We start from the raw sequence: 22,709 nt of genomic DNA on the forward strand, positions 1-22,709 counted from the left end.
GTCGAGCTCTTCGTGAGAGAGAGGATGCTCCTCCGCGGCGCCGAGCGCAAGAGGCATCCGGATCCCGCTGTCGGCACGGCCCGCTTCGGATCGCTCGGTAGACTGGACCGCCTGTTTTCCCGCGGCCCCCGGAGCGCATCCCGCGCCTCCCGGCCCGCGGCGGCGGACCCTCGGAAGGCGGACGATGACGGACGGCAGCACTGTGCAGGCCACCGAGCTCTCTCGGGAGCGCGACTACGTGGCGGCGCTCTACGCCCGCCTCGACGAGCTGATCGCCCAGGCCCGCGAGGCTCTGGACACGGTCCGCATCGAGAGCGTCGGCGGCAACCACCAGAGCCGCTCCGAGCGCGACGCCTACGCGCGGCTCTACGAGGACCGCATCCGCTCGCTCACCGGCGCCGACGACCGGCTCGCCTTCGGCCGGCTGACGCTCGCGGACGCCGACGCCGAGCACCGCTACATCGGCCGGATCGGCCTGCGCGACGAGGAGCAGGACACGCTGCTGCTCGACTGGCGCGCCCCGCAGTCGGCCGCGTTCTACCAGGCCACCGCCGCCCGGCCGATGGGGACGCGCGCCCGGCGCCACCTCACCACTCGGGGCCGCGAGGTCCTCCGCTTCGAGGACGAGGTCTTCGACGAGGAGCTGCTGCGCGAGGGCACCGTGCTGCAGGGCGAGGGCGCGCTCATGGCGGCCCTCGGTGCGCAGCGCACCGGCCGGATGCACGACATCGTCGCGACCATCCAGAGCGAGCAGGACCGCATCATCCGGTCCGAGCTGCGCGGCGTGCTCGTCGTGCAGGGCGGGCCGGGCACCGGCAAGACCGCGGTCGCCCTGCACCGGGCCGCCTACCTCCTCTACTCCTACCGCGACCGCATCGCCTCCTCCGGCGTGCTCGTGGTCGGCCCCTCACGCTCCTTCCTCCGCTACATCGAGGCGGTGCTGCCCTCGCTCGGCGAGACGGGTGTCGTCCTCTCGACGCTCGGCCAGCTCTACCCGGGCCTCGACCTCGTCGAGGAGGACGTGCCCGCGGTCGCCCGCGTGAAGGGCTCGGCGCGGATGGCGGAGCTGCTCAAGCGCGCGGTCCGCTCCCGCCAGACCGTCCCGGCCGAGACCCAGGTGCTCGACGTCAACGGCGAGAAGCTCCGTCTGGAGCCGCAGGACGTGGAGCGCGCGATCACCCGCGCGCGCGACACCCGCAAGCCGCACAACGAGGCGCGCGTCTCCTTCGTCAAGACGCTGCTCTCGCAGCTCACCCGCCAGCTCGCCGATCAGCTGCGGAGCCACGGCAGCACGGTCGACGAGGCCGACGAGGCGGTGCTGCGCGAGGACGTGCGGACCGCCCACGACGTCCGCGTCGCTCTCAACACCGCGTGGATCCCGCTGACCCCCGAGAAGCTGCTGCAGGACCTCTACGCCCGTCCGAACTGGTTCGCGACCCTCACGCCGCGCTGGACCGCCGCGCAGCGCTCCCTCCTCCGCCGAGACCGCGACGCTTCGTTCACGGTCTCCGACGTACCGCTGCTCGACGAGGCCGCGGAGCTGCTCGGCGCCTACGACGACCACGCCGACGCCTCGAAGAAGGCCGAGAAGGAGCAGCGCAAGCGCGACGTCGAGAACGCGGAGGCCGCCATCCGCAACATGGGCGTCGACGGCCTCGTCAACGCCAAGGACCTCGCGGCCGGCTTCGCCGAGCGCTCGGTGCTCGGGACCACCGCCGAGCGGGCCGCGGCCGACCGCACCTGGACCTACGGGCACGTCGTGGTCGACGAGGCGCAGGAGCTCTCGCCGATGCAGTGGCGGGTGCTGCTGCGCCGCTGCCCGATGCGCTCGTTCACGATCGTGGGCGACGTCGCGCAGGCGTCCGGCGCCTCCGCCGCCTCGAGCTGGGACGCCGCGCTCCGCGACACCTTCGGCCGCCAGGGCCGGGGAATGGAGGCGGCGCCGTGGCGCCTGGAGGAGCTGACGGTCAACTACCGCACGCCCGCGCAGATCGTCGCCTTCGCCGAGCGGACGGCGCGCGAGAACGGGCTGGAGATCACGCCGGGGGAGGCCGTGCGCTCCACCGAGTGGCCGGTGCGGACGATCCGCGATCGCGGCGACGCGAGCCTCTCGGAGCGCGTGCTGGCGGCCGTCGTCGAGGACCGGGCGATCGAGGCGGAGGGGACGCTCGCGGTCATCGCGCCCGACGACGACCTCGCCGCGATCGCCGAGCGCCTCGAGGAGCGGTTCGGCCGGGAGGTGGGCCGTGGAGCGACCGGGCTCGACCGCGCGATCGCCGTGCTGTCGACGAACGACGCCAAGGGGCTCGAGTTCGACTCCGTGATCATCGCCCGCCCTCGCCTCATCGCGCAGACCGGCGAGCGCGGCGCCGCATCGCTCTACGTCGCGATGACCCGGCCGACGCAGCGCCTCACGCTCGTGGAGTGAGTGCTCGCAGCCTGCTCCCAGACTCCGCTCCCGAGCGCCGTAGGATCGAGGCATGAGCAGCGAGAACCTGACCAAGCCCGAGGTCGACGCCCCTGAGGGCCCGGCCCCCGACACCCTCGTCGTCGAGGACATCGTCGTCGGCGACGGCGCCGAGGCGCAGCCCGGCTCGACCGTCGAGGTTCACTACCTCGGCGTCGAGTACGACACCGGCGAGGAGTTCGACTCCTCCTGGAGCCGCGACCAGTCGATCAACTTCCCCCTCAACAACCTCATCCGCGCCTGGCAGCAGGGCATCCCGGGGATGAAGGTCGGCGGCCGCCGCAAGCTGATCTGCCCGCCCGCGCTGGCGTACGGCCCGGCCGGCGGAGGGCACCCGCTCTCCGGCAAGACCCTGATCTTCGTGATCGACCTGCTCGGCACCAAGTAGCTCCGAGCACACGACGAAGGCGCAGCTCCTAGCGGGGCTGCGCCTTCTTCACGCGGTCGACCAGCTCGCGCCAGGCTCCGTCGAGCTCGGTCTCGCCGAGGCGGACGTGGTGCGTCTGCACGCGGATCTCGTAGACGAAGCGGTCGGCCCGCCGGGGGGACTCGCCGTCGGCGGCGTCCCAGGGGAGCGAGCCGAGCAGGTCGCGCCACGCGCCCTCGTCGGGCTGCTGCTCGACGTCGACCCGCCACACCCGGCGGAGGCCGGCGACTCCGCCGCTGCGCGACACGATGACGTCCATGCGCGCGATGCTACCCGCCTCCGCCCTCGATCGGACCGGCTCAGGCGGACAGGGTCACGCCGACCGTCGTCCAGCCGGTGCGCACGGCGGCCTCGACCTCGGAGCCGGATCCGTAGCGCTCGGCGGCGGCCTGCACGGTGAGCGCGGCGAACGCCTCGAAGTCGGCCGTCGCGGTGAGGACGCCCCCGGTCAGCACGTCGTACCAGACCTGCCCTGCGCGCTCCCACGCCTTCCCGCCGAGGGTCGTCGCCGCCACGGCGAACGCGCGGTTGGGGATCCCCGAGTTGATGTGCACTCCGCCGTTGTCGTCGTCGGTCTCGACGTAGTCGGCCATCGAGCCCGGCTGCGGGTCGGAGCCGAGGACGTCGTCGTCGTACGCGGTGCCGGGGGCGATCATCGACCGCAGGGCCGTGCCCTGCACCTCGTCGGTGAAGAGCCCCTCGCCGATCAGCCAGCTCGCCTCGTCGGCGCTCTGGCCGGCGCCGTACTGCTCCAGCAGGGCTCCGAACACGTCCGAGACCGACTCGTTGAGCGCCCCGGACTGGCCGCGGTAGACGAGGTTCGCCGTGTACTCGGTGATGCCGTGGGTGAGCTCGTGGCCGATCACGCTCTGCGAGACGGTGAAGCGGCGGAACACCTGGCCGTCCCCGTCGCCGAAGACCATCCGCGAGCCGTCCCAGAAGGCGTTGTCGTAGTCGTCGCCGAAGTGCACGGTCGCGTCGAGCGGCAGCCAGGCGTCGTCGATCGAGTCGCGGCCGTACGCACCCTGCAGGAAGGCCGACATCGCACCGAGGCCGTCGTACGCCTCGTCGACGGCCGCGTCCCCCGTGGCCGCCTCGCCCTCGCGGCGGACGACCGTGCCGGGCAGGGTCTCCTCGGTACGCGCGTCCGCGATGGTGCGCTGGAGCGACTGCACGCGGGTGCGCGGCGAGGACGTCGCGGCGGCGGTCGGCGCCCCGCGGTCGGGCGCGGGCTCTCCGGGCCGGACGCGCCGGAACGGCACGTCCTGCTCGAGCGAGCGGCTCGCGGCCCGCGCGGCCCGGGCGAAGGCCGGATCGTCGAGGCGGGCGATGCGGACGAGGAGGTACGGCGGCACGACGGTTCGTCTCATGCCCCGATCCTGGCACCGACGTCCGACACGGTCCCGGGCTCGCCCGGCGGGCCCGCATGCGGTAGCACCGAGCGGTAGCGTGAGCGCGACGAGCGGTTTCCAGCGATCCGGGGCCAGGCCCCGAGGACGACGAGGGCGGACATGGGCATCATCACGCGGGGCTTCTTCGGCAAGAGGGAGGCGGACCCGGACCTCCCGCCGGGCCAGCACCTCGAGAACGGCTTCCCCGTCCTCTCGATCGGGCCAACCCCGAACATCCATGAGTGGGCCTTCTCCATCGACGGCGGCCCCGCGGGCGTGCGCCGCTGGAACCGGGAGGAGTTCGACGCGCTCCCGCACGAGGACGTGCACACCGACATCCACTGCGTGACCCGGTGGTCGAAGCTCGGCACCAGCTGGCGCGGCGTCTCGGTCGACACTCTGCTGGAGGGCCTGGAGACGGACGCCGGCTTCGTCATGGCGCAGAGCTTCGGCGGCTACACGACGAACCTCCCGCTCGCCGAGATCCGCGGCGGGAGGGCCTGGGTCGTCACCGAGTTCGAGGGGAAGCCCCTCGCGGCCGAGCACGGCGGCCCCGCCCGGCTCCTGGTGCCGCACCTCTACTTCTGGAAGAGCGCGAAGTGGGTGCGGACGCTCCGCCTGATGCCCGGCGACGAGCCCGGCTTCTGGGAGCAGAACGGCTACCACATGCACGGGGACCCCTGGAAAGAGGAGCGCTACTGGTGATGTGGACGGAGGCGGTGGCCGAGTCGGTCGCGCCGCTCACGCCCACGTCGCGCCTCCTGGTGCTCCGCGTGCCCGGGTGGCCGGGCCACCTGGCGGGGCAGCACCTCGACGTGCGCCTCACCGCGCCCGACGGCTACCAGGCGAGCCGCTCCTACTCGATCGGCGCCCCGGCCGACGGGGAGCGGGTCGAGCTCGCGGTCGAGCGGCTGGACGACGGGGAGGTCTCCCCGTACCTGGTCGACGGCCTCGAAGCGGGCGACCGGCTCGAGATCCGCGGTCCGATCGGCGGCTGGTTCGTCTGGCGCCCCGAGCAGGCGGAGCCGGTGCAGCTGATCGCGGGCGGGAGCGGTGTGGTGCCGCTGATGGCGATGGCGCGCGAGCACGCCCGGTCCGGGAGCGCGGCGCGGATGCAGCTGCTCTACTCGGTCCGCTCGCCCGTCTTCGCCTACTACCGCGAGGAGCTGGCGGCGCTCGCCGAGCGGCCGGCCGCGACGGGCGGAGTCGCGGTGGACCACGTCTTCACCCGGGTGGCGCCGGCGGGAGCGGCACGTCCGGCCGGCCGCGTCACTCCGGAGCTGCTCGCCGAGGCGGCTCTGCCGGCCTCGCTCGAGCCGACCGTCTACGTGTGCGGCCCGACCTCGTTCGTCGAGGCCGTCGCCACCGCCCTGGTCGAGCAGGGCCACGCGCCCGAGCGCGTCCGCACCGAGCGCTTCGGCGGCGCCTGACGCCTGACCCCGCGAGGCGCCGCGCCCCGGCGGCGCCCCGGAGGAGGGATCACTCGAAGGAGACGGTGCGGTTCTCGCCGATGTCGGGCTGTCCGCCGGTGACGGCGGCCTTGAGGACCTTGAACAGCACGACCGGACGGGGCTCGTCGGTCGCCCACAGCTCGACGGTCTCGGCCTCGACGCGGATCAGCGCGACGGTCGGGTCGTCCTTGCCGTCGGGGAACCAGCCGGCGACGGCCGGGGACCACAGCTCGTCCACCTTCGCCGGGTCGTGCACGACGGTCGCCGAGCCGGCCACGGACAGGTAGCCCTTCTTCGACTCGAACGCGACGTTGACGCTCGGGTTCGCGCGGATGTCGTCGACCTTGGGCGACGGGTCCTGCGTGAAGAACCACAGTTCGCCGTCGAAGTCGATGTCCTGGGCCTTGAGCGGACGGCTGACGAGCTGCCCGGTGGCGTTGACGGTGGTGAGGAGCCCGATCCCGGCGCTCTTCACCATCTCGGTGATCTGCTCGCGGTCGTCGGAGTCGGCGGGAGTGATGTCGGTGTCGGTCATGGTGCCGACGCTACGCGGACCGCGCGCCGCCGCAAGGGGTGGCGACGCCTCCCCGCGCGTGTCTAGCGTCGAGGCATGGACACCGAATCGACGTACACCGCCATCCTCGACAGCGGAGCGGAGCAGGAGAGCATCCGCCTCGAGATGATCGACGGCTCCCCGCAGCGCTCCTTCACCCGCCTGGCCGACATCGACGGCGAGGAGGTCGAGGTGGTCTGGGAGCTGGAGCCCGACGACGACGGCTTCCACGTCTACCGCCCGGTGCGGGTCGAGGGCCGCGACGACGACAGCGGACTGGTCTCGGACGACCGGCTGACCGACGGCGGCGGCGCCGACGCGGCCTCCGGCGACTGATCCCCGGCGCGCCCGTCCGCCGGCCTGAGCCGAGCGGGCGGGCGCGCTGTCCCATCCGGCTCGAGGGAGACGCCCCTCCGCTCAGGCCGTCGGGTGCAGGGCGTCGTACCCACGGAACCCCGGTCGGAGTCGCAGCACCGCGGCGAGGATCGCGATGATCGCGAGCCCGCCCGCGAGCGGCGGCAGCCAGAGCAGCGCGAGCGAGGCGAGCAGTCCCGTGTAGAGGTCGCCGACCCGCGGGCCGCCCGTCACCACGACGATGAACACGCCCTGGAGCCGACCCCGCATGTTGTCGGGGACCGCGGTCTGCAGCATCGTCTGCCGGAAGATCGAGCTGACGTTGTCGGAGGCGCCCGCGCCGGCCAGGGCGACCGCCGCCAGCGCGATGAGCACCGCGTTCGGCGCCGACGCGTCGTGCTGCACGAGTGCGGCACCGAGCAGGACCGCGCCGAACGCGACCACGAACGCTCCGTACACCTGGATCGAGCGGCCGATCGCGAGGCCCTGCCGGCGGACCCCGGTCAGCCGGCCGGAGAAGACGCCGCTGATCAGCGCCCCGATCGCGAACGCGGCCGTGAGCGCGCCCACCGTCACCGCGCCTCCGCCGAGCAGCACGGCGGCGGCCGCCGGGAAGACCACGCGCGGCTGTCCGAAGGTCATGGCCACGATGTCGACCAGGAAGGACATCCGGATGTTCGGGGCGCCCTTCAGGAAGCCCAGGCCGTAGCGGAGGGACTCCAGCCCCGGCCGCTGCCGCTCGCCCTCGGGCACGAGCGCCGGCAGCCCAGCGATGCCGAGGAACGCGGCGAGGAACAGCACGACGTCGATCGTGTACGTGATCGCGAAGCCGGAGGAGGCGACCAGCACGCCGGCGAGGGCGGGCCCCACGGTCACCTCGACTCCGCTCGCGATGCCGCCCAGCGCGGCGGCGGCGGGGACCAGCTCGGTGCGGAGCAGCCGCGGAGCCAGCGTCATCCGGGTGGTCACGATCACCGTCGTCGCCACCGCGTTCACGGCGGTGAGCGCGTAGAGGGAGAGCGGGGTCTCGGCGCCGAGCCAGGCGAGGGCCGCGATCCCCGCGGTCGAGCCCCAGGCCACGACCGCGGCGAGCAGGAGCACCAGGTGGCGGTCGAACGCGTCGGCGAGCATCCCGCCGTAGAGGCCGGCGATCACGGTCGGGACCAGCGCCACCACGCCGACCAGCGCGACCGCGAGGGTCGATCCGGTGAGCTCGTAGATGTGCAGGCCGACCGCGACGATCGTCATCTGGCCGCCGATGCCCGAGATCACGTTGCCGGCCCAGAGCCGGGCGAAAGCCGGGGACTCGCGGAGGGGGGAGACGTCGAGGACGTGGCTGCGCCGGGGGGCGCGGGGGGTCTGGCTCACTCGCTCCATTCTGCTGACTCCGCCGCCCCGGCGGGCCGCGTCGCGCCGATCCGGGGGCTCAGGGGTCATCCCCTAGGGTGAGAGGCATGAGCACGTCATCCGACGGCGCGCCCGGGCGTCAGGGTCCTCCTGCCCCGCGAGCAGCCGGAGCCGCCCCCTCGCGACGCTCGATCCGCACCGCCGCCGAGGCGGGCGCGCGTCGCGCGGCGGCCGCCACGGGCGGTCGGCGCAGCTCCACGGGCGGCGTCCGCGCCGGAGCCGCTCGGACCGGTGCCACGGCCTCGGGAGCCCGCGGGTTCCTCCGCCGCTACGGAGCCGGGATCGTCTCGGTCCTCCTGGCCGTCCTCGCCGTCCCGCTGTCGTTCTTCGTCTGGTACGCACTGATCTCGCTCGGCGCCTACCCGGGCGACCAGAGCGTCAGCGATCTGCTGGTCGGCGTGCTCTACACCGCGCTCGTGCACGCGGTCCTGCTCGCCGGGATCCTGCTCGCCGTCTCCACCCTCCGCGCCCGGCGTCGCGAGAAGCGCCCGCCGATCGCCGGCTGGATCGGCGTGGTCCTCAACGTCCTCGTGCTCGTCTACTGGCAGCTGCTGGTCTCGCCGTGGCTCGTCGTGCTCTGGAACCGGGCCACCGGCTCCTGATACCGCCCTCCCTCTGGTAGAGTCGTCCGGTTGCCGTTCGACGGCCGCGGATCAAGAGAGCCCACGCATCAGGCGCCGGGCACCGCGCAACGAGAGAGAGGGGATCCCATATATGGCACTCGAAGCAGATGTCAAGAAGGCGATCATCGAAGAGTACGCGACCCACCCCGGTGACACCGGATCCCCCGAGGTGCAGGTGGCCGTCCTGACCAAGCGGATCAAGGACCTCACCGAGCACCTCAAGGAGCACAAGCACGACCACCACTCGCGTCGTGGTCTGCTGCTGCTCGTGGGTCAGCGTCGTCGACTCCTCGGCTACCTGTCGGATGTGGACATCAACCGCTACCGCTCGCTGATCGAGCGTCTCGGTCTGCGCCGCTAGCTCCTCCCGGAGCAGGGCGCGGTCTCGATGACACCGCGAACTTCTTGCCGAACGGGCCGTTCTCCTCGCGGAGGGCGGCCCGTTCGCGTTCCCGGGCGGACGAGGCGCGCGGCGCCGGTCAGGGCAGGGGAGCGGGGCGGTCGACTCCGCCCCACGAGTAGCCGCTCGAGGCCGAGAACCAGTCGGCCGCGGCCCGCTGGAGCGCCGTGTCCTCCTCGGGGCGGCCGGGAGCCTCCACGGCGTCGACGAGCCCGGGCAGGGCGATCCGCCAGGCCGCCGCGCTGCGCTGGGCGCGGCCCCAGTCGCGCGCGCACACCGGGTCCTCGGCCGCCGCGGCGAGAGCCCGCGGCGAGGTCACCCGCCAGCCGGTGTCCGACTCCGCGACCACGACCGCGCAGGTGAGCGCGGCGCCGCGGATGATGCTGTCGGGACCGGCGGAGGGGCCGATCGCCTGATCCTGAGCCGCGACCACCGCGGTGAGCGCGAGCTGCAGCCGGGTCGAGGGCTCGTCGGGCCGCGGTCGGATACTCCCGTCGCCGGCCGAGACCGAGGCCGCCGATCCGGGTGCGAGGAGCAGCCCGGAGGAGGACTGCGACGCGTGCAGGCTCAGCAGACCCGTCACTCCGTCCGTCCCGCTCGTCACGCCCCGCACCGAGGAGTCGCCGAGACTCCAGACGACGGGGGTGCGGTTGTGGATCGTGAGGCGCCGGTGGTCCTCGTCGAGGCAGGCCACGAGGTGGCCGGCCGGCACGCCCGCTCCGCCCTCGAAGGCGGACGAGGCGGCCAGCAGCTCCCGGGTGTCGTCGCACTGGGCGGGGGCGTCGGAGGCGGCGGCGGCCTGGTCGGCGACCGGCGCCCGGGGGGCGAGGGAGCCCTGCACGCCCGCGACCGCCGCCGTGGTGAGCGCCGCGGCGGCGAGGAGGAGGACCACGCCGCGCCTGCCCATCCTCCGCACCTCCTGGTCGGAGGCTAGCCCGGCACGGGCGCTCGGGCCAGCGCCGCGAGGGGCCCTCGAAGCGTCCGGCAGGAATTCTTTCGAGGAATCTCAGACCGGGTGCATCCGAGGAGGCGCCTCGGGCGGAAGTAGTGGTGAAGGCCCTTCTCGACCACCCCCCGACCCCTCGCGGGTCCCATCGTGAAAGAGGAACACCGTGACCACCTCCCGCTTCTCCCGCAGCCTGCTCGCCGGTGCCTGCATCGGAACCCTGGCCGTCGTCGGCATCGCCGCCACGCCCGCCGCCGCCGCCGACGCCGACTCGGCCGACCTCTCGGTCCTGCACGCCGTCCCCGACACCCCGGTCGACGTCTACGTCGACGGCAAGCTGACGCTCGACGACTTCACCCCCGGCTCGCTCGCCGGCCCGCTCGACCTCCCCACCGGCACCTACAAGGTCGCCATCACGGCCTCCACCGCCGCGGACGCCAGCGCCCCCGTGATCGGCCCGATCGACATCAGCCTCGAGGCGGGGAAGAGCTACACCGTCGCGGCGCACCTCACGCCGGACAACACCCCCACCGCGACCCTCTTCACCAATGACATCTCGAAGACCGCCGCGGGCGAGGGCCGACTCACGGTCCGCCACATCGCCGCCGCTCCGGCCGTGGACATCCTCGCCGGAGGGTCGCCCGTCCTGACGAACGTGACGAACCCGAACGAGGGCGTGCTGAACCTCGCCCCGGCCACGATCTCGACCGTGGTCGCCGCGACCGGGACCACCGCGCCGGTCATCGGCCCGGCCGACGTGCAGGTCCAGGAGGGCGTGAACACGATCGTCTACGCCTGGGGCAGCCTGGAGAAGGGCAACCTCGCTCTCGCGACGCAGACCATCGACGGACTGCACTCCTCGCCGTCGGGCGTCCCCGCCGGTGAGGCCGGCCTCGCCGCGGACAACCGTCCCGACGCCGCCGCGGGCTGGTGGGGCGGAGCACTGCTCGCCGCCCTCGCCGCCGCCGGCGCCGTGCTGATCGGCCGCCGCACCGCCGCCTCGCGTCGCTGACCCGAGGCTCCGACCGCCGGGTCGGCCGTGCTGGAGCGCGGCCGTCCCGGCACCCCCGACCACGACCCAGGAGGACGCCATGAGCCGGAGCCCCTTCCCTCTGCGCGTCCTCGCCGTGGTCGGGCTGATCGTGGCCGGTGCCGGTCTCGCCGGATGCGCGGCGCAGGAGTCCCGGGTGGAGCCCGCTCCCGCCGCCGTCTCCTCGGCGCCCCAGCAGCCGGTGCCGGCCACGGTCCCCTCCTCGCCCGCGGCGGCCCTGCCGGAAGCGGTGCCGTCCGTCCCGGTGGCGGACGCCCGGCTCGGCGCGACCCCCGCCCCCACCGCGCTCGCTCCCGAGCGGCTCGTCGTCGACGGGCTCCCCGTCGACATGGCCGTCGAGCCGGTCGGAGTCGCGGACGACGGCACGATGGAGCTCGTGCCCGACACGCAGGTCGCCGGCTGGTACCGCTTCGGCGCCGGCCTCGACGAGCCGGAGGGCACGGTCGTGATCGCCGCGCACGTCGACTCCCTCGCCTACGGCCTCGGGCCGTTCGTCGAGCTGAAGAAGGCGGTCCCGGGCCAGACCGTGACCCTCACCGGCGCGGACGGCGCGGAGCGCGCGTACACCGTCTCGACGGTGGAGACCACGGAGAAGACCACGGTCGACCTCTCGGCCGTGTTCGCCGCCGACGGACCGCCGCGGCTGGTCCTGATCACCTGCGGCGGCGACTTCGACTACGACACCCGCCACTACCTCAGCAACGTGGTGGTCACGGCCGTCCCGGCTGGCTGACCCGCCCGCCCGAGCCTCAGCGACGTACGATGAGCCTCGCAGCGCCGCACGCCCCCGGGCGGCAGCGCTCCCCGCAGCCCTGGAGGGACCCCCTGATCGAGACCATCGAGCCCGCCGACGGCGCCGAGGCCGACAGCGCTCTCGTGGCCCGGCTCGGCCGCCGCTTCGCCGCAGGGGAGGAGGCGGCGCTCGCCGAGGCGTACTCGCGCTGGTCGCCGCTGGTCTTCACGCTGGCGCTGCGCTCGCTCGGCGACCGCGGCGACGCGGAGGACGTCGTGCAGCGCGTGTTCGTCTCGGCCTGGACCTCGCGCTCGGGCTTCGACCCCGGACGGGCGGCTCTCGGAGCGTGGCTGGTCGGGATATCCCGGAGGAGGATCGCGGACGCGCACGAGGCGCGGGCGCGCGAGCGGAGGCTCACCGAGGCCCTCGTCGCCGTCACGCCGGTCGAGGAGGGGGAGGCCCCCGTCGACCTCGAGGCGCGGATCCTGATCGCGGACGAGCTGGCCCGCCTGGATCCCGTCCCCCGGCGGGTGATCGGCCTCGCCTTCTACGAGGACCTCACCCACACCGAGATCGCCGAGCGCACCGGCCTGCCGCTCGGTACCGTCAAGAGCCACATCCGCCGCAGCCTCGACCGGCTCCGCTCCCGCCTGGAGGTGAGCAGCACATGACCCACCTCGATCCCGACGAGCTCGCCCTGCTCGCCCTCGGCGAGCACTCGAGCGACGCCGAGCAGGCCCACCTGCGCGACTGCCCCGACTGCGCCCGGCAGCTGGTCGAGCTCGGCCACGCCGCGGGCCTGGGCCGTGCGAGCCGTGCTGTCGAGCTGGAGGCGCCGCCCGCGATCGTCTGGGACCGCATCCGCGAGGAGCTCGCCCTCGGCGACCTCGGGCCCGGCGCCCTGCCGTCGTCGGCCGCTGCCGTGCCGCCTCCGCTCGCCCTTCCCCGGGGAGGGCACCGTCCCGCGCGCCGCCGCCGGCCCCGCGCTCTGAGCGCCGTGCTGGCCGCTCTCGGCGCGCTCGTCATCGGGGTCGCGGGCGGAGCCTGGTGGCAGGCCTCGCGGAGCGACGACACCGCCGCCGTCGTGGCGCGCGCTGATCTCGCCGCTCTCCCCGACTGGCAGGGAGCGAGCGGAACCGCGGAGCTGGAGGACGCCGACGGCGCCCGCCGCCTGCACGTGCACCTCGATGCGCAGAGCGCGGACGACTCGTACCGGGAGGTCTGGCTCCTCGCCGCCGACGCCTCCGGGCTGGTGGGCCTCGGCGTGCTCGACGGGACCGACGGCGTCTTCGCCGTCCCCGACGACGTCGACCTCGCCGAGTACTCGCTCGTGGACGTCTCCCAGGAGCCGTTCGACGACGACCCGGAGCACTCCGGCGACTCGATCGTCCGCGGCCCCCTGCGCGAGGGCTGAGGCCTAGGCCGAGCGCTCCGCCAGCACGGCCGTGAGCGCCTGCACCGCGGCGGAGGGGCGCGGCGCCGTGCAGACCGAGAGCTCCCAGACCAGCCCCGGCCAGTCGAGCGCGAGGGCCGTGACGCCCTCCAGCGGCTCGACGCCCGCGCGCGGCACGATCGCCGGACCCAGCCCCGCCTGCACGAAGCGGGGGATCCCCGGCAGATCGGCGACCTCGGTGGCCACCCGGCGCGACGCCCCGGCCTCGCGGAAGGCGAGGTCGACGGCGACCCTGTTGCCGAAGCCGGCGGGCGTGTCCACGAAGGTGAGCCCGTCGAGGTCCTGCGGGGAGGGCGGTCCCGCCGCGGCGAGCGGATGCGCGCTCTCCACCAGCAGGACGTAGTCGCTGCGCACCAGCCGCGTCACCGCCAGGCCCCGCAGCTGCGTCGCCGGCAGTGCCAGCAGAGCGGCGTCGAGCAGGCCGCGGCGCAGGTCCTCGGCGAGACCGGTGGAGCCGGTGGTCGAGGTGCGCAGGAGCAGGTCCACCAGCGGGTGCCGAGTGCGGAAGACGCCGAGCGCGCCGGGCAGGTCGACGAGGTCGAGGGCGGAGAAGGTGCCCACCCGCACCCGCCCGCGGAGCCCCGCCGCGTCGTCGGCCGCGAGCGAGCGCATCCGGTCGAGGCTGTCGATCGCCGATCGGGCCGAGGGCAGGAGCGCCTCGCCGACCGCGGTGAGCGCCACCCGCCGGGTCGAGCGGGCGAACAGCGGCGAGCCGAGCTCCTGCTCGAGCGAGCGGATGCTCGCTGAGAGGGTCGACTGCACGACGAACAGGCGCGCGGCCGCCCGGGTGAAGCTGAGCTCCTCGGCGACGGCGACGAAGGCGGCGAGCTGGCGGTCGTCCATCCGCCCATTATCCAGCAGGGACGATCAATCCAACCGAGATCCTCCGTTGGACACGGATGATGGGGCGGAGCACTGTGGACACCGTGACCACCACCGAGCGCTCCCTCCCGTCCGTCCATCGCCGCGAGCTCCCGCACCGTCACGGCTTCTGGGTGATCGCCGTCGCCTTCCTCACGGTGATGGCGTTCTCGACCGTGCCGACACCGCTCTACGCGATCTACCAGCAGCGCGACGGGTTCCCGGCCTTCGTCGTCACCGTGGTCTTCGCCGCGTACGCGGTCGGAGTCGTGGCGAGCCTCTTCCTCGCCGGGCACGTCAGCGACTGGCTCGGCCGCCGCCGGATCCTGCTCGCGTCGATCCTCGTCGAGGTCCTGGCGGCCGCCGTGTTCCTGCTCTGGCCGGACGTGCCCGGGCTGATCCTCGCCCGCCTGCTGACCGGGCTCGGCGTCGGCGCGCTCACCGCGACGGCCACCGCCCACCTCTCGGAGCTGCGCGCCGTCGCCCGCCCGGAGGAGGGCCCCGGCACCTCCCGCGCCGTCTCCGCCCTCGTCAACATGGGCGGGCTGGCGCTCGGCCCGCTCGTCGGCGGGGTGTTCGCCGTGACGATGCGCGAGCCCCTGGTCGTCCCGTACGCCGTATTCCTCGTTTTCCTGGTCGTCCTCGGGATCGGCGTCGCGCTCGTCCCCGAGACGGTCGAGCGGCGAGGTCCTCCCGGCCTACCGTCCGCAGCGCCTGGCCGTGCCGGCCGCCTCCCGCGGCGTCTTCCTCTCGGCCGCGGTCGGCGCGTTCGCCGGGTTCGCCGTGCTCGGCCTCTTCACCTCGCTGGCGCCGACCTTCCTCGCCGGGCGCTTCGGCGAGACCTCCCACCTCGAGGCGGGCGCGGTCTCCTTCGGGGTCTTCGCCGCCGGAGCCGTCGCGCAGCTGGTCTCGATCCGGCTGTCCTCGCGGACGGCGCTCCGCCTCGCGGCCGTGGCGCTGACGGCCGGGCTGCTGCTGGTCGCGACCGGCGCCGTGATCGTCTCGGTGTCCGCCTTCATCGTCGGCGGGGTGCTCGCGGGAGCGGGCGTGGGCCTGCTCTTCCGCCTGGCGCTCGGAGTCGCCGGCTCGCTCGCCACCGACGAGACCCGCGGCGAGGTGCTCGCGGCCGTGTTCCTCGCCGCCTACCTCGGCCTCGCGGTGCCGGTCCTGGCGATCGGTGCCGCGCTCGCGCTCCTGCCGGCCGTCCCGGTCCTGCTCGGCTTCGTCGCCGTCGTGCTCGTCCTGGTGCTCGCGGCGATCGCCCGGATGCGGCGCACCGCCTGACGCGAGCGGGGGAGGGGCCGCGCGCTGGACAATGGAGGCATGAAGCTCTTCCCGTTCGGACGCGGCGACGCGAACCCCCTCCCCTCCGACGACCGCGGCTCGGGCAAGCTCGACGACTACGACTACGAGCTGCGTCCGAAGTCGCGGCGCGGCGACACCCTCCTCCGCCTCGCCGACTCCCGGCCGCACCAGGACGAGATCGCGCGGGTGCTCGCCCTCGGCGAGGACGAGGTCACGGCCGTGATCCCGCGCCGCACCGCGGAGGAGGAGCGCGTGGACGCTCCGATGCCGGTCCGCCTGTTCGCGGCCCAGCGCCCCTCGGGGCTCGTCGGCCAGGTGCCGCGCGGTCTCGAGAACGTGGTCGAGGCCGCCCTCGCCCGGCTCTCGGAGGCGGGGAGGTCGCCCCGCGTGCCGGCCCGCATCGTGACGGTGAGGGGCGGGCTGCGCGTCGAGCTGCTGATGCACGAGACGCGGGGCTGACGGGCGGAGGGCCGGCCGGGTCGGCGCGGTCCATGGAGGAACCGCACCGCGGCTGATAGCATGAACCGGTTCCGAATCCGAAAGCGACCGCCGGTCGACCCAGGATTCGAGCCACGGAGCAGGCCGGCAGGAAGCTGGTCCTCGGTGGTGGAGTCCCGGACAGCGGCAGCGTGCGACAGAGCACGGGCCGCCGCGGCACGAGTCGCAGGCGGCACGTCCCGCTCGCGGCACAGGTCGCGACAGCCCGGAGCTCTTCTACTGGTGGCCAGCACGAACGCCCTCCACACGACGGCACGGCGCGAAGCCCTGCCGTGGGATCGTCTCGATTCCTGACCGGACCGCTGCTCCGACGAACGCCGGCGCCCAGAAGGGGCGCCGCTGCAGACGTTAAGGAGACAGACCTCTTGGAAGGTCCTGAAATCACATTCGCCGAAGCCGTTCTCGACAACGGCTCGTACGGCACCCGCACCGTCCGCTTCGAGACCGGCCGCCTCGCGCAGCAGGCTCAGGGCGCCGTCGCCGCCTACCTCGACGAGGACACCATGCTCCTCTCGGCCACGTCGGCCTCGAAGAACCCGAAGGACAACTTCGACTTCTTCCCGCTGACCGTCGACGTCGAGGAGCGCTCCTACGCCGCCGGCAAGATCCCCGGCTCGTTCTTCCGCCGCGAGGGCCGCCCCTCCACCGAGGCGATCCTGGTCTGCCGTCTGATCGACCGGCCGCTGCGCCCCTCGTTCGTCGAGGGCCTGCGCAACGAGGTCCAGATCGTCATCACGGTCCTCAGCATCGCGCCGGACGAGTTCTACGACGCCCTCGCGATCAACGCCGCGAGCGCGTCCACGCAGATCTCCGGCCTGCCGTTCTCCGGCCCGGTCGCCGGCGTCCGCCTGGCGCTCATGTCCGACGGCTCCGGCAACGACCAGTGGGTCGCCTTCCCCAAGGCCTCCCAGCTGGAGAACGCCGTCTTCGACCTCACCGTCGCGGGCCGCGTCGTCACCAACGAGGACGGCTCCTCGGACGTCGCCATCATGATGGTCGAGGCCGAGGCCACGGAGTCCTCCTGGAACCTCATCAAGGCGGGTGCGACCAAGCCCAGCGAGGACGTCGTCGCCGAGGGCCTCGAGGCCGCCAAGCCCTTCCTCCGCGCACTCGTCGAGGCGCAGGCGAAGCTCGCCGCCGAGACCGCGAAGCCGGTCAAGGACTACCCGGTGTTCCTGCCCTACGCGCAGGAGACCTACGACAACGTCGCCGAGCTCAGCTACGACGAGCTCGTCCGCGTGTACCAGATCGCCGACAAGGTCGAGCGGCAGGACGCCGACGACGCCCTCAAGGCGCGCGTCAAGGAGCAGATCGCCGAGCGCGTCGCCTCGGGCCAGCTCTCGGCCGAGGCCTACAACCAGGTCGGAGCGGCGTACAAGTCCGTCACGAAGGTGGTCGTCCGCGGCCGCATCCTCCGCGACGGCGTGCGCATCGACGGACGCGGCCTGGCCGACATCCGCCCGCTCGACGCCGAGGTGCAGGTCATCCCGCGCGTCCACGGCTCGGCCATCTTCCAGCGCGGCGAGACCCAGATCCTGGGCGTCACCACGCTGAACATGCTCAAGATGGAGCAGCAGATCGACTCGCTGTCGCCCGTCACCAAGAAGCGGTACCTGCACCACTACAACTTCCCGCCCTACTCGACCGGTGAGACCGGCCGCGTCGGATCGCCGAAGCGTCGCGAGATCGGGCACGGCTTCCTCGCCGAGCGCGCCCTCGTGCCGGTGCTGCCGAGCCGCGAGGAGTTCCCCTACGCGATCCGCCAGGTCTCCGAGGCGCTGAGCTCGAACGGCTCGACCTCGATGGGCTCGGTCTGCGCGTCGACCCTGTCGCTCCTCAACGCCGGAGTGCCGCTGCGCGCCCCGGTCGCGGGCATCGCGATGGGCCTCGTGTCCGACGTCGTCGACGGCCAGACCCGCTACGCGGCGCTGACCGACATCCTGGGCGCCGAGGACGCGCTCGGCGACATGGACTTCAAGGTCGCCGGAACCGCCGAGTTCGTCACGGCCATCCAGCTCGACACGAAGCTCGACGGCATCCCGTCGTCGGTGCTCGACGCCGCGCTCAAGCAGGCCAAGGACGCCCGCACCACGATCCTCGCGGTGCTCACGGCGGCCATCGACCAGCCCGACGAGATGGCCCCGACCGCGCCCCGCGTGATCTCGGTGCAGATCCCCGTCGACAAGATCGGCGAGCTGATCGGCCCCAAGGGCAAGACGATCAACGCGATCCAGGACGAGACCGGCGCCGACATCTCCATCGAGGAGGACGGCACCGTCTACATCGGAGCCGTCGACGGCCCGTCGGCCGAGGCCGCGCGTGCGCAGGTCAACGCCATCGCGAACCCGACCAACCCCGAGGTCGGCGAGCAGTTCCTCGGAACCGTCGTCAAGCTCGCGACGTTCGGCGCGTTCGTCTCGCTCCTCCCCGGCAAGGACGGACTGCTGCACATCAGCGAGGTCCGCAAGCTCGCCGGCGGCAAGCGCGTCGAGAACGTCGAGGACGTCCTCGGAGTCGGTCAGAAGCTGCTCGTCCAGATCACCAAGATCGACGACCGCGGCAAGCTGTCCCTCGCGCCCGTCGTGGCCGAGGAGGCCGAGGCAGAGGCTCCCGCCGAGAGCTGATCCCTCCTGCACGACCGTGACGCCCGTCCCACTCCGGTGGGGCGGGCGTCCGTCGTCGGCGGGGGCATGGGGTACGGTGGCGGGACCGCGCCGCACCGCCCCGACCGGAGGACTCCGTGACCGACCCGACGCCCCTGGCCACCGAGCCGGAGACGCCCCTCCTCTCACGCACCCTGGGTCGGACCGGCCTCCCCGTGCATCCGCTCGCCCTCGACGGCTCCGTCTTCGGCTGGGCCGCCGGGATCGACGACACCACCGAGGTGCTCGACGCGTTCGGCCGTCTCGGCGGCACCCTGATCTCGACCGCGGACCACTACGCGACCGGTCGGAGCGAGTACATGATCGGCCGCTGGCTCGAGCAGAGCGGGCTGCGCGAGCGGATGCTGGTCGCGACGAAGGTCGGCCGGCACCCGGACGCGCCGGGCCTCGCCCCGGAGGACGTCCGCATCGCGATCGAGGGGAGCCTCGAGCGGCTCGGCACCCGGATCGACCTGCTCTCGTTCGACAGCGAGGACCCCGGGATCCCCATCGCCGACAGCCTGGCGGCGGTCGCGCCGTTCCTGGCGGACGGCTCGGTCGGCGCCCTGGGCGCCGCGCACTTCAGCGGAGCCGCGATCACGGCGCTGCACGAGACGGCGACCGCGTTCGCGCTGCCGTCGCTCTCGGCCGTCGTGTCGGAGTACAGCCTGATGGAGCGCCGGACCTACGAGACCGACGTCGCCCCCGAGGTGGTGCGGCTCGAGCTCGGCACCCTCGCGCGGCTGCCCCTGGCGAGCGGCTACCTCACCGGCGCCCTGCGCAGCCGCACGGACGAGCCGGAGTCGGCCCTGTTCGAGGCGGGCCTGGACTACGTCGGCCGCCACGGCTCCCGCGTGCTCGCGGCCCTCGACGAGATCGCCGGGTCCCACGGCACGGAGCCCGGCGTGGTCGCGCTCGCCTGGGTGCTCTCGCACCAGGAGGTCTCGGCGGCGATCGTCCGGGCGCGGAACGCCGCGGAGCTCGAGTCGCTGTTCGCGGCGGCCGCGCTCCCGCTGACCCGCAGCGACGTCGCTCAACTGGACCGCGTCTCCGCCTGAGGCCCTCGCCCGCTGGTCCACCGCCGTCGGGCGCCGCGCCCCGCGCCGTGCTCGGAGCGGGGCGCGGCGAGGTTCAGCGGCGCAGGATGCGCGCCTCCCACGGGCCGAGCGTCGACCCGGTCGCACCGGCGACGTTGCCGAGGACCGTCTCGGCAGCCGCCCACTCCTCGAGCAGCGGCACCTCGAGCGGCTCACCGGACACGTTCCCGACGACGAGCAGCTCGCCCGGTCCGGTGCGCGTGAAGGCGAAGAGCGCGGGGTGCTCGGGCTCCAGCAGCGCGAAGCGGCCCAGCTGCACCGTCTCGTCGGCGTGCCGCAGCGCGATCAGCGCCCGGTAGTACTCGAAGACCGACCGCTCGGCGGCCCGATCGGCGGCGACGTTCACCTCGGCGGCGTTCGGGTTGACCGCGATCCACGGCTCGCCGGTCGTGAAGCCGGCCTGGGGGCCGTCGTCCCACTGCACCGGCGTGCGGGCGTTGTCGCGGCTCTGCGCGCGCAGCCCGGCGAGCACGGTCGCGGGGTCCTCGCCGCGCTCGTCGACGGCCTCGGCCCAGTAGTTCAGGGACTCGACGTCGCGGAAGTCCTCGATGCCGGCGAACGGGACGTTCGTCATCCCGATCTCGTCGCCCTGGTAGATGTACGGCGTGCCGCGCTGGAGGTGGAGGAGCGTCGCCCAGAGGGTCGCGGACTCGTAGCGGTGCGCGCCGTCGTCCCCGAAGCGCGAGACGAGACGCGGCTGGTCGTGGTTGCCGAGGTACAGGCTGTTCCAGCCGCGCTCGGCCAGGCCGTCCTGCCAGCGCGCGAGGTTGGCCTTCAAGGCGACCAGGTCCAGCGGCACCGGGTGGAACTTGTCAACTCCGTGGTCGATGCCGACGTGCTCGAACTGGAAGACCATGTCGAGCTCACGCCGCTCGGGATCGGTCACGAGCACCGCCTCCTCGAGGGTGACCCCGGGCATCTCGCCGACGGTGAGGAAGGAGCCCTCGCGGTGCGCGAACACGGCCTCGTGCATCTCGCGGAGGTACTCGTGGAGCCGCGGACCCACCCCTCCGACGATGCCCGCGCCGCCCTGCTCGCCGTCGACGGCTCCGACGTCCTTCGAGACGAGGTTGATCACGTCCATCCGGAAGCCGTCCACTCCGCGGTCGAGCCAGCGGTTCATCATCGCGTGCACCGCGTTCCGCACCTCGGGGTTCTCCCAGTTGAGGTCCGGCTGCTGCACCGCGAAGAGGTGGAGGAAGTACTCGTCCGTCGCCGGGTCGAGCGTCCAGGCCGGGCCGGAGAAGTAGGAGCGCCAGCCGTTCGGCTCGGCGACGTCGAGGCCGGCGCCGGCGGCCGCCTCGAGCTCGCGGCCGGGCTCGGCCGAGCGGCGCCCGCGGCGCCACCAGTACCAGTCGCGCTTCGGGTCCTCCTGCGAGGAGCGGGACTCGACGAACCAGGCGTGCTCGTCGCTCGTGTGATTGACCACGAGGTCCATCACGATGCGGATGCCGCGCTCGTGGGCCTCCGCGAGGAGCAGGTCGAACTCCTCCAGCGTGCCGAACCGCGGGTCGATGTCCTCGTAGTCCGAGATGTCGTAGCCGTTGTCGTGCTGCGGCGACGGGTAGACCGGCGAGAGCCAGATCACGTCGACCCCCAGGTCGGCGAGGTGGTCGAGCTTCGAGCGGATGCCGCCCAGGTCGCCGATGCCGTCGCCGTTCGAGTCCGCGAACGAGCGCGGGTAGATCTGGTAGACGACGGCGCTCGTCCACCAGGGCGCTGACGTCTCCCGCTCGGGGGAGTCGGAGGTCGGGGCGGCGGTCTCGGAGGGGGTCGGGGCGGCGGAGTCCATGGTCGCGAATCTAGCCCGGACGGCCGACACGGAGGGGCCCGCCGCACCGCTCGCCGGCGCGAGTCGACCCCGCCGGCGGCGCCCGTGTAACGATCTGGTGAACCGTGCGCGACCCGGCGGAGTGGCGGCTCCGGCGCTCGGATACTCTCTCCCCTGGCGGGACCCGAGCCGCCGCAGGGAGAGTGGTGGCGTGCCCAGGGACAGGACCGGCGCCGTCGTGCGGGCTCCCCGTCACAGTGCCGTCCCGCTCCCGCCCGCGGCCTCCCGCGCAGCCGCCTCGAGCGGCGTCCTCGCCGAGACCGGCTCCGTCGAGCCGACCGCCGTCGCACCCTCGCGCCGCCGGCCGATGGGCGACTCCGGCCACGACCTCTTCCCCTTCGTGCTCGACGCGGCGGCCCTCGGCCGCGACGACGGTGCCGCGCTGCTCGAGCGCTACGCGGCGTGGGGCGGCAACGGCGTCGTCGTCACCGACTCGAGCCTCGCGGAGGGCGTCGGCGGCTGGCCCGCCGGACACCGCGACCGGGACCGCTTCCTCCTGATCGGTCGCTTCGCCGCTCCGGTCGGCGCGCCCGCGACGCCGCGTGCGCTGGTGGACCGTGTCGAGGGGGCGCTGCGCCGCCTCCGCACCGATCGCCTCGATGTGCTGGCGGTCCGCCCCGACGGGGCCGGACGCCTCGACGAGCTCCTCAGCGCCGTCGACGTGCTGCTGGCGCGCGGGCTGGTGCGGTCGGTGGTCGCCTCCGGGTTCTCCCCGGAGGAGCTGTTCGAGGCGCGCGTCCTGGCCGCCCACGGGCTGCCCCGCCTCGCCGGCGCGGAGGTCCGCTGGAACCTGCTCGAGCGGCCCGGCTCGGAGGGCGATCTCGGCCTCGTCGCCGCCGGCCAGGGACTCGCCCTGCTCGCGACCGTCCCCCTCGCCCACGGGTTCCTCCGCGGCGCCGAGCGCACCCGCCGCGAGCTCGGCCGCCTGCCCGACGGGGCACTCGCCGCCGCCCACCTCGGGCGCCGCGGACGCCGGGTCCTCGCCGTCCTCGACGCGATCGGTGCCGAGCTCTCGGCCGCTCCCGCCGCCGTCGCCCTGGCCTGGCTGCTCGGCCGGCCGCGGCTGACCGCCGCGACGGTCGCCCCGCGCTCACCCGCCGACGTGGACGCGCTGGTGCGCGCGGTCTCGCTCGAGCTCGACCCCGGACACCTGGCCGCGCTGGAGCGCGCGCGCCGCTGACCGCGCCCGTCCGCGACGCCCCCTGCACCTCTCCCGCCA

General features: G+C 73.8%; 23 protein-coding genes and 1 pseudogene. 17 read left to right on the forward strand and 7 right to left on the reverse strand.

Going from position 1 to position 22,709, the window contains the following annotated elements:
• The first annotated feature begins 184 nt into the window (after nt 1–184).
• A complete protein-coding gene (locus tag C5C30_RS06400; RefSeq protein ID WP_104333381.1) occupies nt 185–2,428 on the forward strand; it encodes a UvrD-helicase domain-containing protein in 2,244 nt (747 codons plus the stop codon).
• Between the two features lie 52 nt (nt 2,429–2,480).
• Nucleotides 2,481–2,855 (forward strand): FKBP-type peptidyl-prolyl cis-trans isomerase, encoded by a 375-nt coding sequence (locus C5C30_RS06405; protein WP_104226280.1) that lies wholly within the window; start codon nt 2,481–2,483, stop codon nt 2,853–2,855.
• Nucleotides 2,856–2,883: 28 nt separating this feature from the next.
• Here C5C30_RS06405 and C5C30_RS06410 read toward each other — a convergent pair whose 3' ends face one another.
• Complete coding sequence (locus tag C5C30_RS06410) at nt 2,884–3,153, reverse strand: protealysin inhibitor emfourin (protein WP_104272746.1); 270 nt, start codon at nt 3,151–3,153, stop codon at nt 2,884–2,886.
• A 40-nt stretch (nt 3,154–3,193) separates the two neighbouring features.
• Entirely contained in the window at nt 3,194–4,264 is a 1,071-nt protein-coding gene (locus tag C5C30_RS06415) for a M4 family metallopeptidase (protein WP_104333382.1), read from the reverse strand.
• A gap of 141 nt (nt 4,265–4,405) precedes the next feature.
• On the opposite strand from C5C30_RS06415, the gene C5C30_RS06420 reads away from it, so the two are divergent.
• Both C5C30_RS06420 and C5C30_RS06425 read left to right on the forward strand, forming a co-directional pair.
• On the forward strand, nt 4,406–4,990 hold the full coding sequence (locus C5C30_RS06420; RefSeq protein WP_104224820.1) for a molybdopterin-dependent oxidoreductase: 585 nt from the start codon (nt 4,406–4,408) through the stop codon (nt 4,988–4,990).
• On the forward strand, nt 4,990–5,715 hold the full coding sequence (locus tag C5C30_RS06425) for a ferredoxin reductase (protein ID WP_104226284.1): 726 nt from the start codon (nt 4,990–4,992) through the stop codon (nt 5,713–5,715). The genes C5C30_RS06420 and C5C30_RS06425 overlap by 1 nt, the downstream gene beginning before the upstream one ends.
• A gap of 49 nt (nt 5,716–5,764) precedes the next feature.
• Here the strand turns inward: C5C30_RS06425 and C5C30_RS06430 are convergent, their stop codons facing one another.
• Nucleotides 5,765–6,271, reverse strand: coding sequence for a pyridoxamine 5'-phosphate oxidase family protein (locus C5C30_RS06430; protein WP_104224818.1), 507 nt, complete (start codon nt 6,269–6,271; stop codon nt 5,765–5,767).
• Between the two features lie 75 nt (nt 6,272–6,346).
• Here C5C30_RS06430 and C5C30_RS06435 point away from each other — a divergent pair, with 75 nt between their 5' ends.
• On the forward strand, nt 6,347–6,625 hold the full coding sequence (locus tag C5C30_RS06435) for a hypothetical protein (RefSeq protein WP_104224817.1): 279 nt from the start codon (nt 6,347–6,349) through the stop codon (nt 6,623–6,625).
• Between the two features lie 81 nt (nt 6,626–6,706).
• Here the strand turns inward: C5C30_RS06435 and C5C30_RS06440 are convergent, their stop codons facing one another.
• Nucleotides 6,707–8,011 (reverse strand): MFS transporter, encoded by a 1,305-nt coding sequence (locus C5C30_RS06440; RefSeq protein ID WP_258065822.1) that lies wholly within the window; start codon nt 8,009–8,011, stop codon nt 6,707–6,709.
• An 86-nt stretch (nt 8,012–8,097) separates the two neighbouring features.
• On the opposite strand from C5C30_RS06440, the gene C5C30_RS06445 reads away from it, so the two are divergent.
• Together C5C30_RS06445 and rpsO are read left to right on the forward strand one after the other, a co-directional pair.
• The gene (locus C5C30_RS06445; RefSeq protein ID WP_104262703.1) at nt 8,098–8,652 is read left to right on the forward strand and encodes a hypothetical protein; all 555 of its coding nucleotides are present in this window, start codon (nt 8,098–8,100) and stop codon (nt 8,650–8,652) included.
• A 112-nt stretch (nt 8,653–8,764) separates the two neighbouring features.
• A complete protein-coding gene (rpsO, locus tag C5C30_RS06450; RefSeq protein WP_068252328.1) occupies nt 8,765–9,034 on the forward strand; it encodes a 30S ribosomal protein S15 in 270 nt (89 codons plus the stop codon).
• A 118-nt stretch (nt 9,035–9,152) separates the two neighbouring features.
• Here rpsO and C5C30_RS06455 read toward each other — a convergent pair whose 3' ends face one another.
• The gene (locus tag C5C30_RS06455) at nt 9,153–9,980 is read right to left on the reverse strand and encodes a hypothetical protein (RefSeq protein ID WP_104262704.1); all 828 of its coding nucleotides are present in this window, start codon (nt 9,978–9,980) and stop codon (nt 9,153–9,155) included.
• A 205-nt stretch (nt 9,981–10,185) separates the two neighbouring features.
• Between C5C30_RS06455 and C5C30_RS06460 the strand changes: the two genes are divergently transcribed.
• The 4 genes from C5C30_RS06460 (at nt 10,186) to C5C30_RS06475 (ending at nt 13,217) form a co-directional block, all read left to right on the forward strand.
• Complete coding sequence (locus tag C5C30_RS06460; RefSeq protein ID WP_104239038.1) at nt 10,186–11,031, forward strand: DUF4397 domain-containing protein; 846 nt, start codon at nt 10,186–10,188, stop codon at nt 11,029–11,031.
• Nucleotides 11,032–11,110: 79 nt separating this feature from the next.
• Nucleotides 11,111–11,803 carry a class F sortase gene (locus C5C30_RS06465; protein ID WP_104262705.1) on the forward strand — a complete coding sequence of 231 codons (693 nt, stop codon included), beginning with the start codon at nt 11,111–11,113 and terminating at the stop codon, nt 11,801–11,803.
• Nucleotides 11,804–11,832: 29 nt separating this feature from the next.
• Nucleotides 11,833–12,474, forward strand: a complete 642-nt coding sequence (locus C5C30_RS06470) for an RNA polymerase sigma factor (protein ID WP_104226288.1) — start codon at nt 11,833–11,835, stop codon at nt 12,472–12,474.
• Nucleotides 12,471–13,217 carry an anti-sigma factor gene (locus C5C30_RS06475; protein ID WP_104262706.1) on the forward strand — a complete coding sequence of 249 codons (747 nt, stop codon included), beginning with the start codon at nt 12,471–12,473 and terminating at the stop codon, nt 13,215–13,217. Before C5C30_RS06470 ends, C5C30_RS06475 begins: the two co-directional genes overlap by 4 nt.
• A 3-nt stretch (nt 13,218–13,220) precedes the next feature.
• On the opposite strand, the gene C5C30_RS06480 is transcribed toward C5C30_RS06475, so the two are convergent.
• A complete protein-coding gene (locus C5C30_RS06480; protein WP_104233255.1) occupies nt 13,221–14,099 on the reverse strand; it encodes a LysR family transcriptional regulator in 879 nt (292 codons plus the stop codon).
• Nucleotides 14,100–14,278: 179 nt separating this feature from the next.
• Between C5C30_RS06480 and C5C30_RS18005 the strand changes: the two are divergent.
• The 5 genes and pseudogenes from C5C30_RS18005 to C5C30_RS06500 form a co-directional block, all read left to right on the forward strand.
• Nucleotides 14,279–14,755 (forward strand): annotated as a pseudogene (locus tag C5C30_RS18005) (MFS transporter); the annotation flags it as partial.
• An 82-nt stretch (nt 14,756–14,837) separates the two neighbouring features.
• On the forward strand, nt 14,838–15,401 hold the full coding sequence (locus tag C5C30_RS18010) for a hypothetical protein (RefSeq protein WP_258065825.1): 564 nt from the start codon (nt 14,838–14,840) through the stop codon (nt 15,399–15,401).
• Between the two features lie 39 nt (nt 15,402–15,440).
• Nucleotides 15,441–15,881 carry a hypothetical protein gene (locus tag C5C30_RS06490; RefSeq protein WP_104226292.1) on the forward strand — a complete coding sequence of 147 codons (441 nt, stop codon included), beginning with the start codon at nt 15,441–15,443 and terminating at the stop codon, nt 15,879–15,881.
• Between the two features lie 404 nt (nt 15,882–16,285).
• On the forward strand, nt 16,286–18,544 hold the full coding sequence (locus C5C30_RS06495) for a polyribonucleotide nucleotidyltransferase (RefSeq protein ID WP_104333384.1): 2,259 nt from the start codon (nt 16,286–16,288) through the stop codon (nt 18,542–18,544).
• Nucleotides 18,545–18,660: 116 nt separating this feature from the next.
• Nucleotides 18,661–19,620, forward strand: coding sequence for an aldo/keto reductase (locus C5C30_RS06500; protein WP_104333385.1), 960 nt, complete (start codon nt 18,661–18,663; stop codon nt 19,618–19,620).
• 73 nt (nt 19,621–19,693) lie between these two features.
• On the opposite strand, the gene C5C30_RS06505 is transcribed toward C5C30_RS06500, so the two are convergent.
• Entirely contained in the window at nt 19,694–21,451 is a 1,758-nt protein-coding gene (locus C5C30_RS06505; RefSeq protein WP_104333386.1) for an alpha-glucosidase, read from the reverse strand.
• A 190-nt stretch (nt 21,452–21,641) separates the two neighbouring features.
• On the opposite strand from C5C30_RS06505, the gene C5C30_RS06510 reads away from it, so the two are divergent.
• A complete protein-coding gene (locus C5C30_RS06510) occupies nt 21,642–22,670 on the forward strand; it encodes an aldo/keto reductase (RefSeq protein ID WP_181131476.1) in 1,029 nt (342 codons plus the stop codon).
• Nucleotides 22,671–22,709 lie beyond the last annotated feature (39 nt).

Source organism: Rathayibacter sp. AY2B5, from assembly GCF_002931645.1.
GTDB lineage: Bacteria > Actinomycetota > Actinomycetes > Actinomycetales > Microbacteriaceae > Rathayibacter.

What these genes read in the sequence shown, in the direction of transcription:
- C5C30_RS06400 (WP_104333381.1), top strand. Translation starts at nt 185, where the DNA reads ATGACGGACGGCAGCACTGTGCAGGCCACCGAGCTCTCTCGGGAGCGC.
- C5C30_RS06405 (WP_104226280.1), top strand. Translation starts at nt 2,481, where the DNA reads ATGAGCAGCGAGAACCTGACCAAGCCCGAGGTCGACGCCCCTGAGGGC.
- C5C30_RS06410 (WP_104272746.1), bottom strand. Translation starts at nt 3,153, where the DNA reads ATGGACGTCATCGTGTCGCGCAGCGGCGGAGTCGCCGGCCTCCGCCGG.
- C5C30_RS06415 (WP_104333382.1), bottom strand. Translation starts at nt 4,264, where the DNA reads ATGAGACGAACCGTCGTGCCGCCGTACCTCCTCGTCCGCATCGCCCGC.
- C5C30_RS06420 (WP_104224820.1), top strand. Translation starts at nt 4,406, where the DNA reads ATGGGCATCATCACGCGGGGCTTCTTCGGCAAGAGGGAGGCGGACCCG.
- C5C30_RS06425 (WP_104226284.1), top strand. Translation starts at nt 4,990, where the DNA reads ATGTGGACGGAGGCGGTGGCCGAGTCGGTCGCGCCGCTCACGCCCACG.
- C5C30_RS06430 (WP_104224818.1), bottom strand. Translation starts at nt 6,271, where the DNA reads ATGACCGACACCGACATCACTCCCGCCGACTCCGACGACCGCGAGCAG.
- C5C30_RS06435 (WP_104224817.1), top strand. Translation starts at nt 6,347, where the DNA reads ATGGACACCGAATCGACGTACACCGCCATCCTCGACAGCGGAGCGGAG.
- C5C30_RS06445 (WP_104262703.1), top strand. Translation starts at nt 8,098, where the DNA reads ATGAGCACGTCATCCGACGGCGCGCCCGGGCGTCAGGGTCCTCCTGCC.
- rpsO (WP_068252328.1), top strand. Translation starts at nt 8,765, where the DNA reads ATGGCACTCGAAGCAGATGTCAAGAAGGCGATCATCGAAGAGTACGCG.
- C5C30_RS06455 (WP_104262704.1), bottom strand. Translation starts at nt 9,980, where the DNA reads ATGGGCAGGCGCGGCGTGGTCCTCCTCCTCGCCGCCGCGGCGCTCACC.
- C5C30_RS06465 (WP_104262705.1), top strand. Translation starts at nt 11,111, where the DNA reads ATGAGCCGGAGCCCCTTCCCTCTGCGCGTCCTCGCCGTGGTCGGGCTG.
- C5C30_RS06470 (WP_104226288.1), top strand. Translation starts at nt 11,833, where the DNA reads ATGAGCCTCGCAGCGCCGCACGCCCCCGGGCGGCAGCGCTCCCCGCAG.
- C5C30_RS06475 (WP_104262706.1), top strand. Translation starts at nt 12,471, where the DNA reads ATGACCCACCTCGATCCCGACGAGCTCGCCCTGCTCGCCCTCGGCGAG.
- C5C30_RS06480 (WP_104233255.1), bottom strand. Translation starts at nt 14,099, where the DNA reads ATGGACGACCGCCAGCTCGCCGCCTTCGTCGCCGTCGCCGAGGAGCTC.
- C5C30_RS06490 (WP_104226292.1), top strand. Translation starts at nt 15,441, where the DNA reads ATGAAGCTCTTCCCGTTCGGACGCGGCGACGCGAACCCCCTCCCCTCC.
- C5C30_RS06505 (WP_104333386.1), bottom strand. Translation starts at nt 21,451, where the DNA reads ATGGACTCCGCCGCCCCGACCCCCTCCGAGACCGCCGCCCCGACCTCC.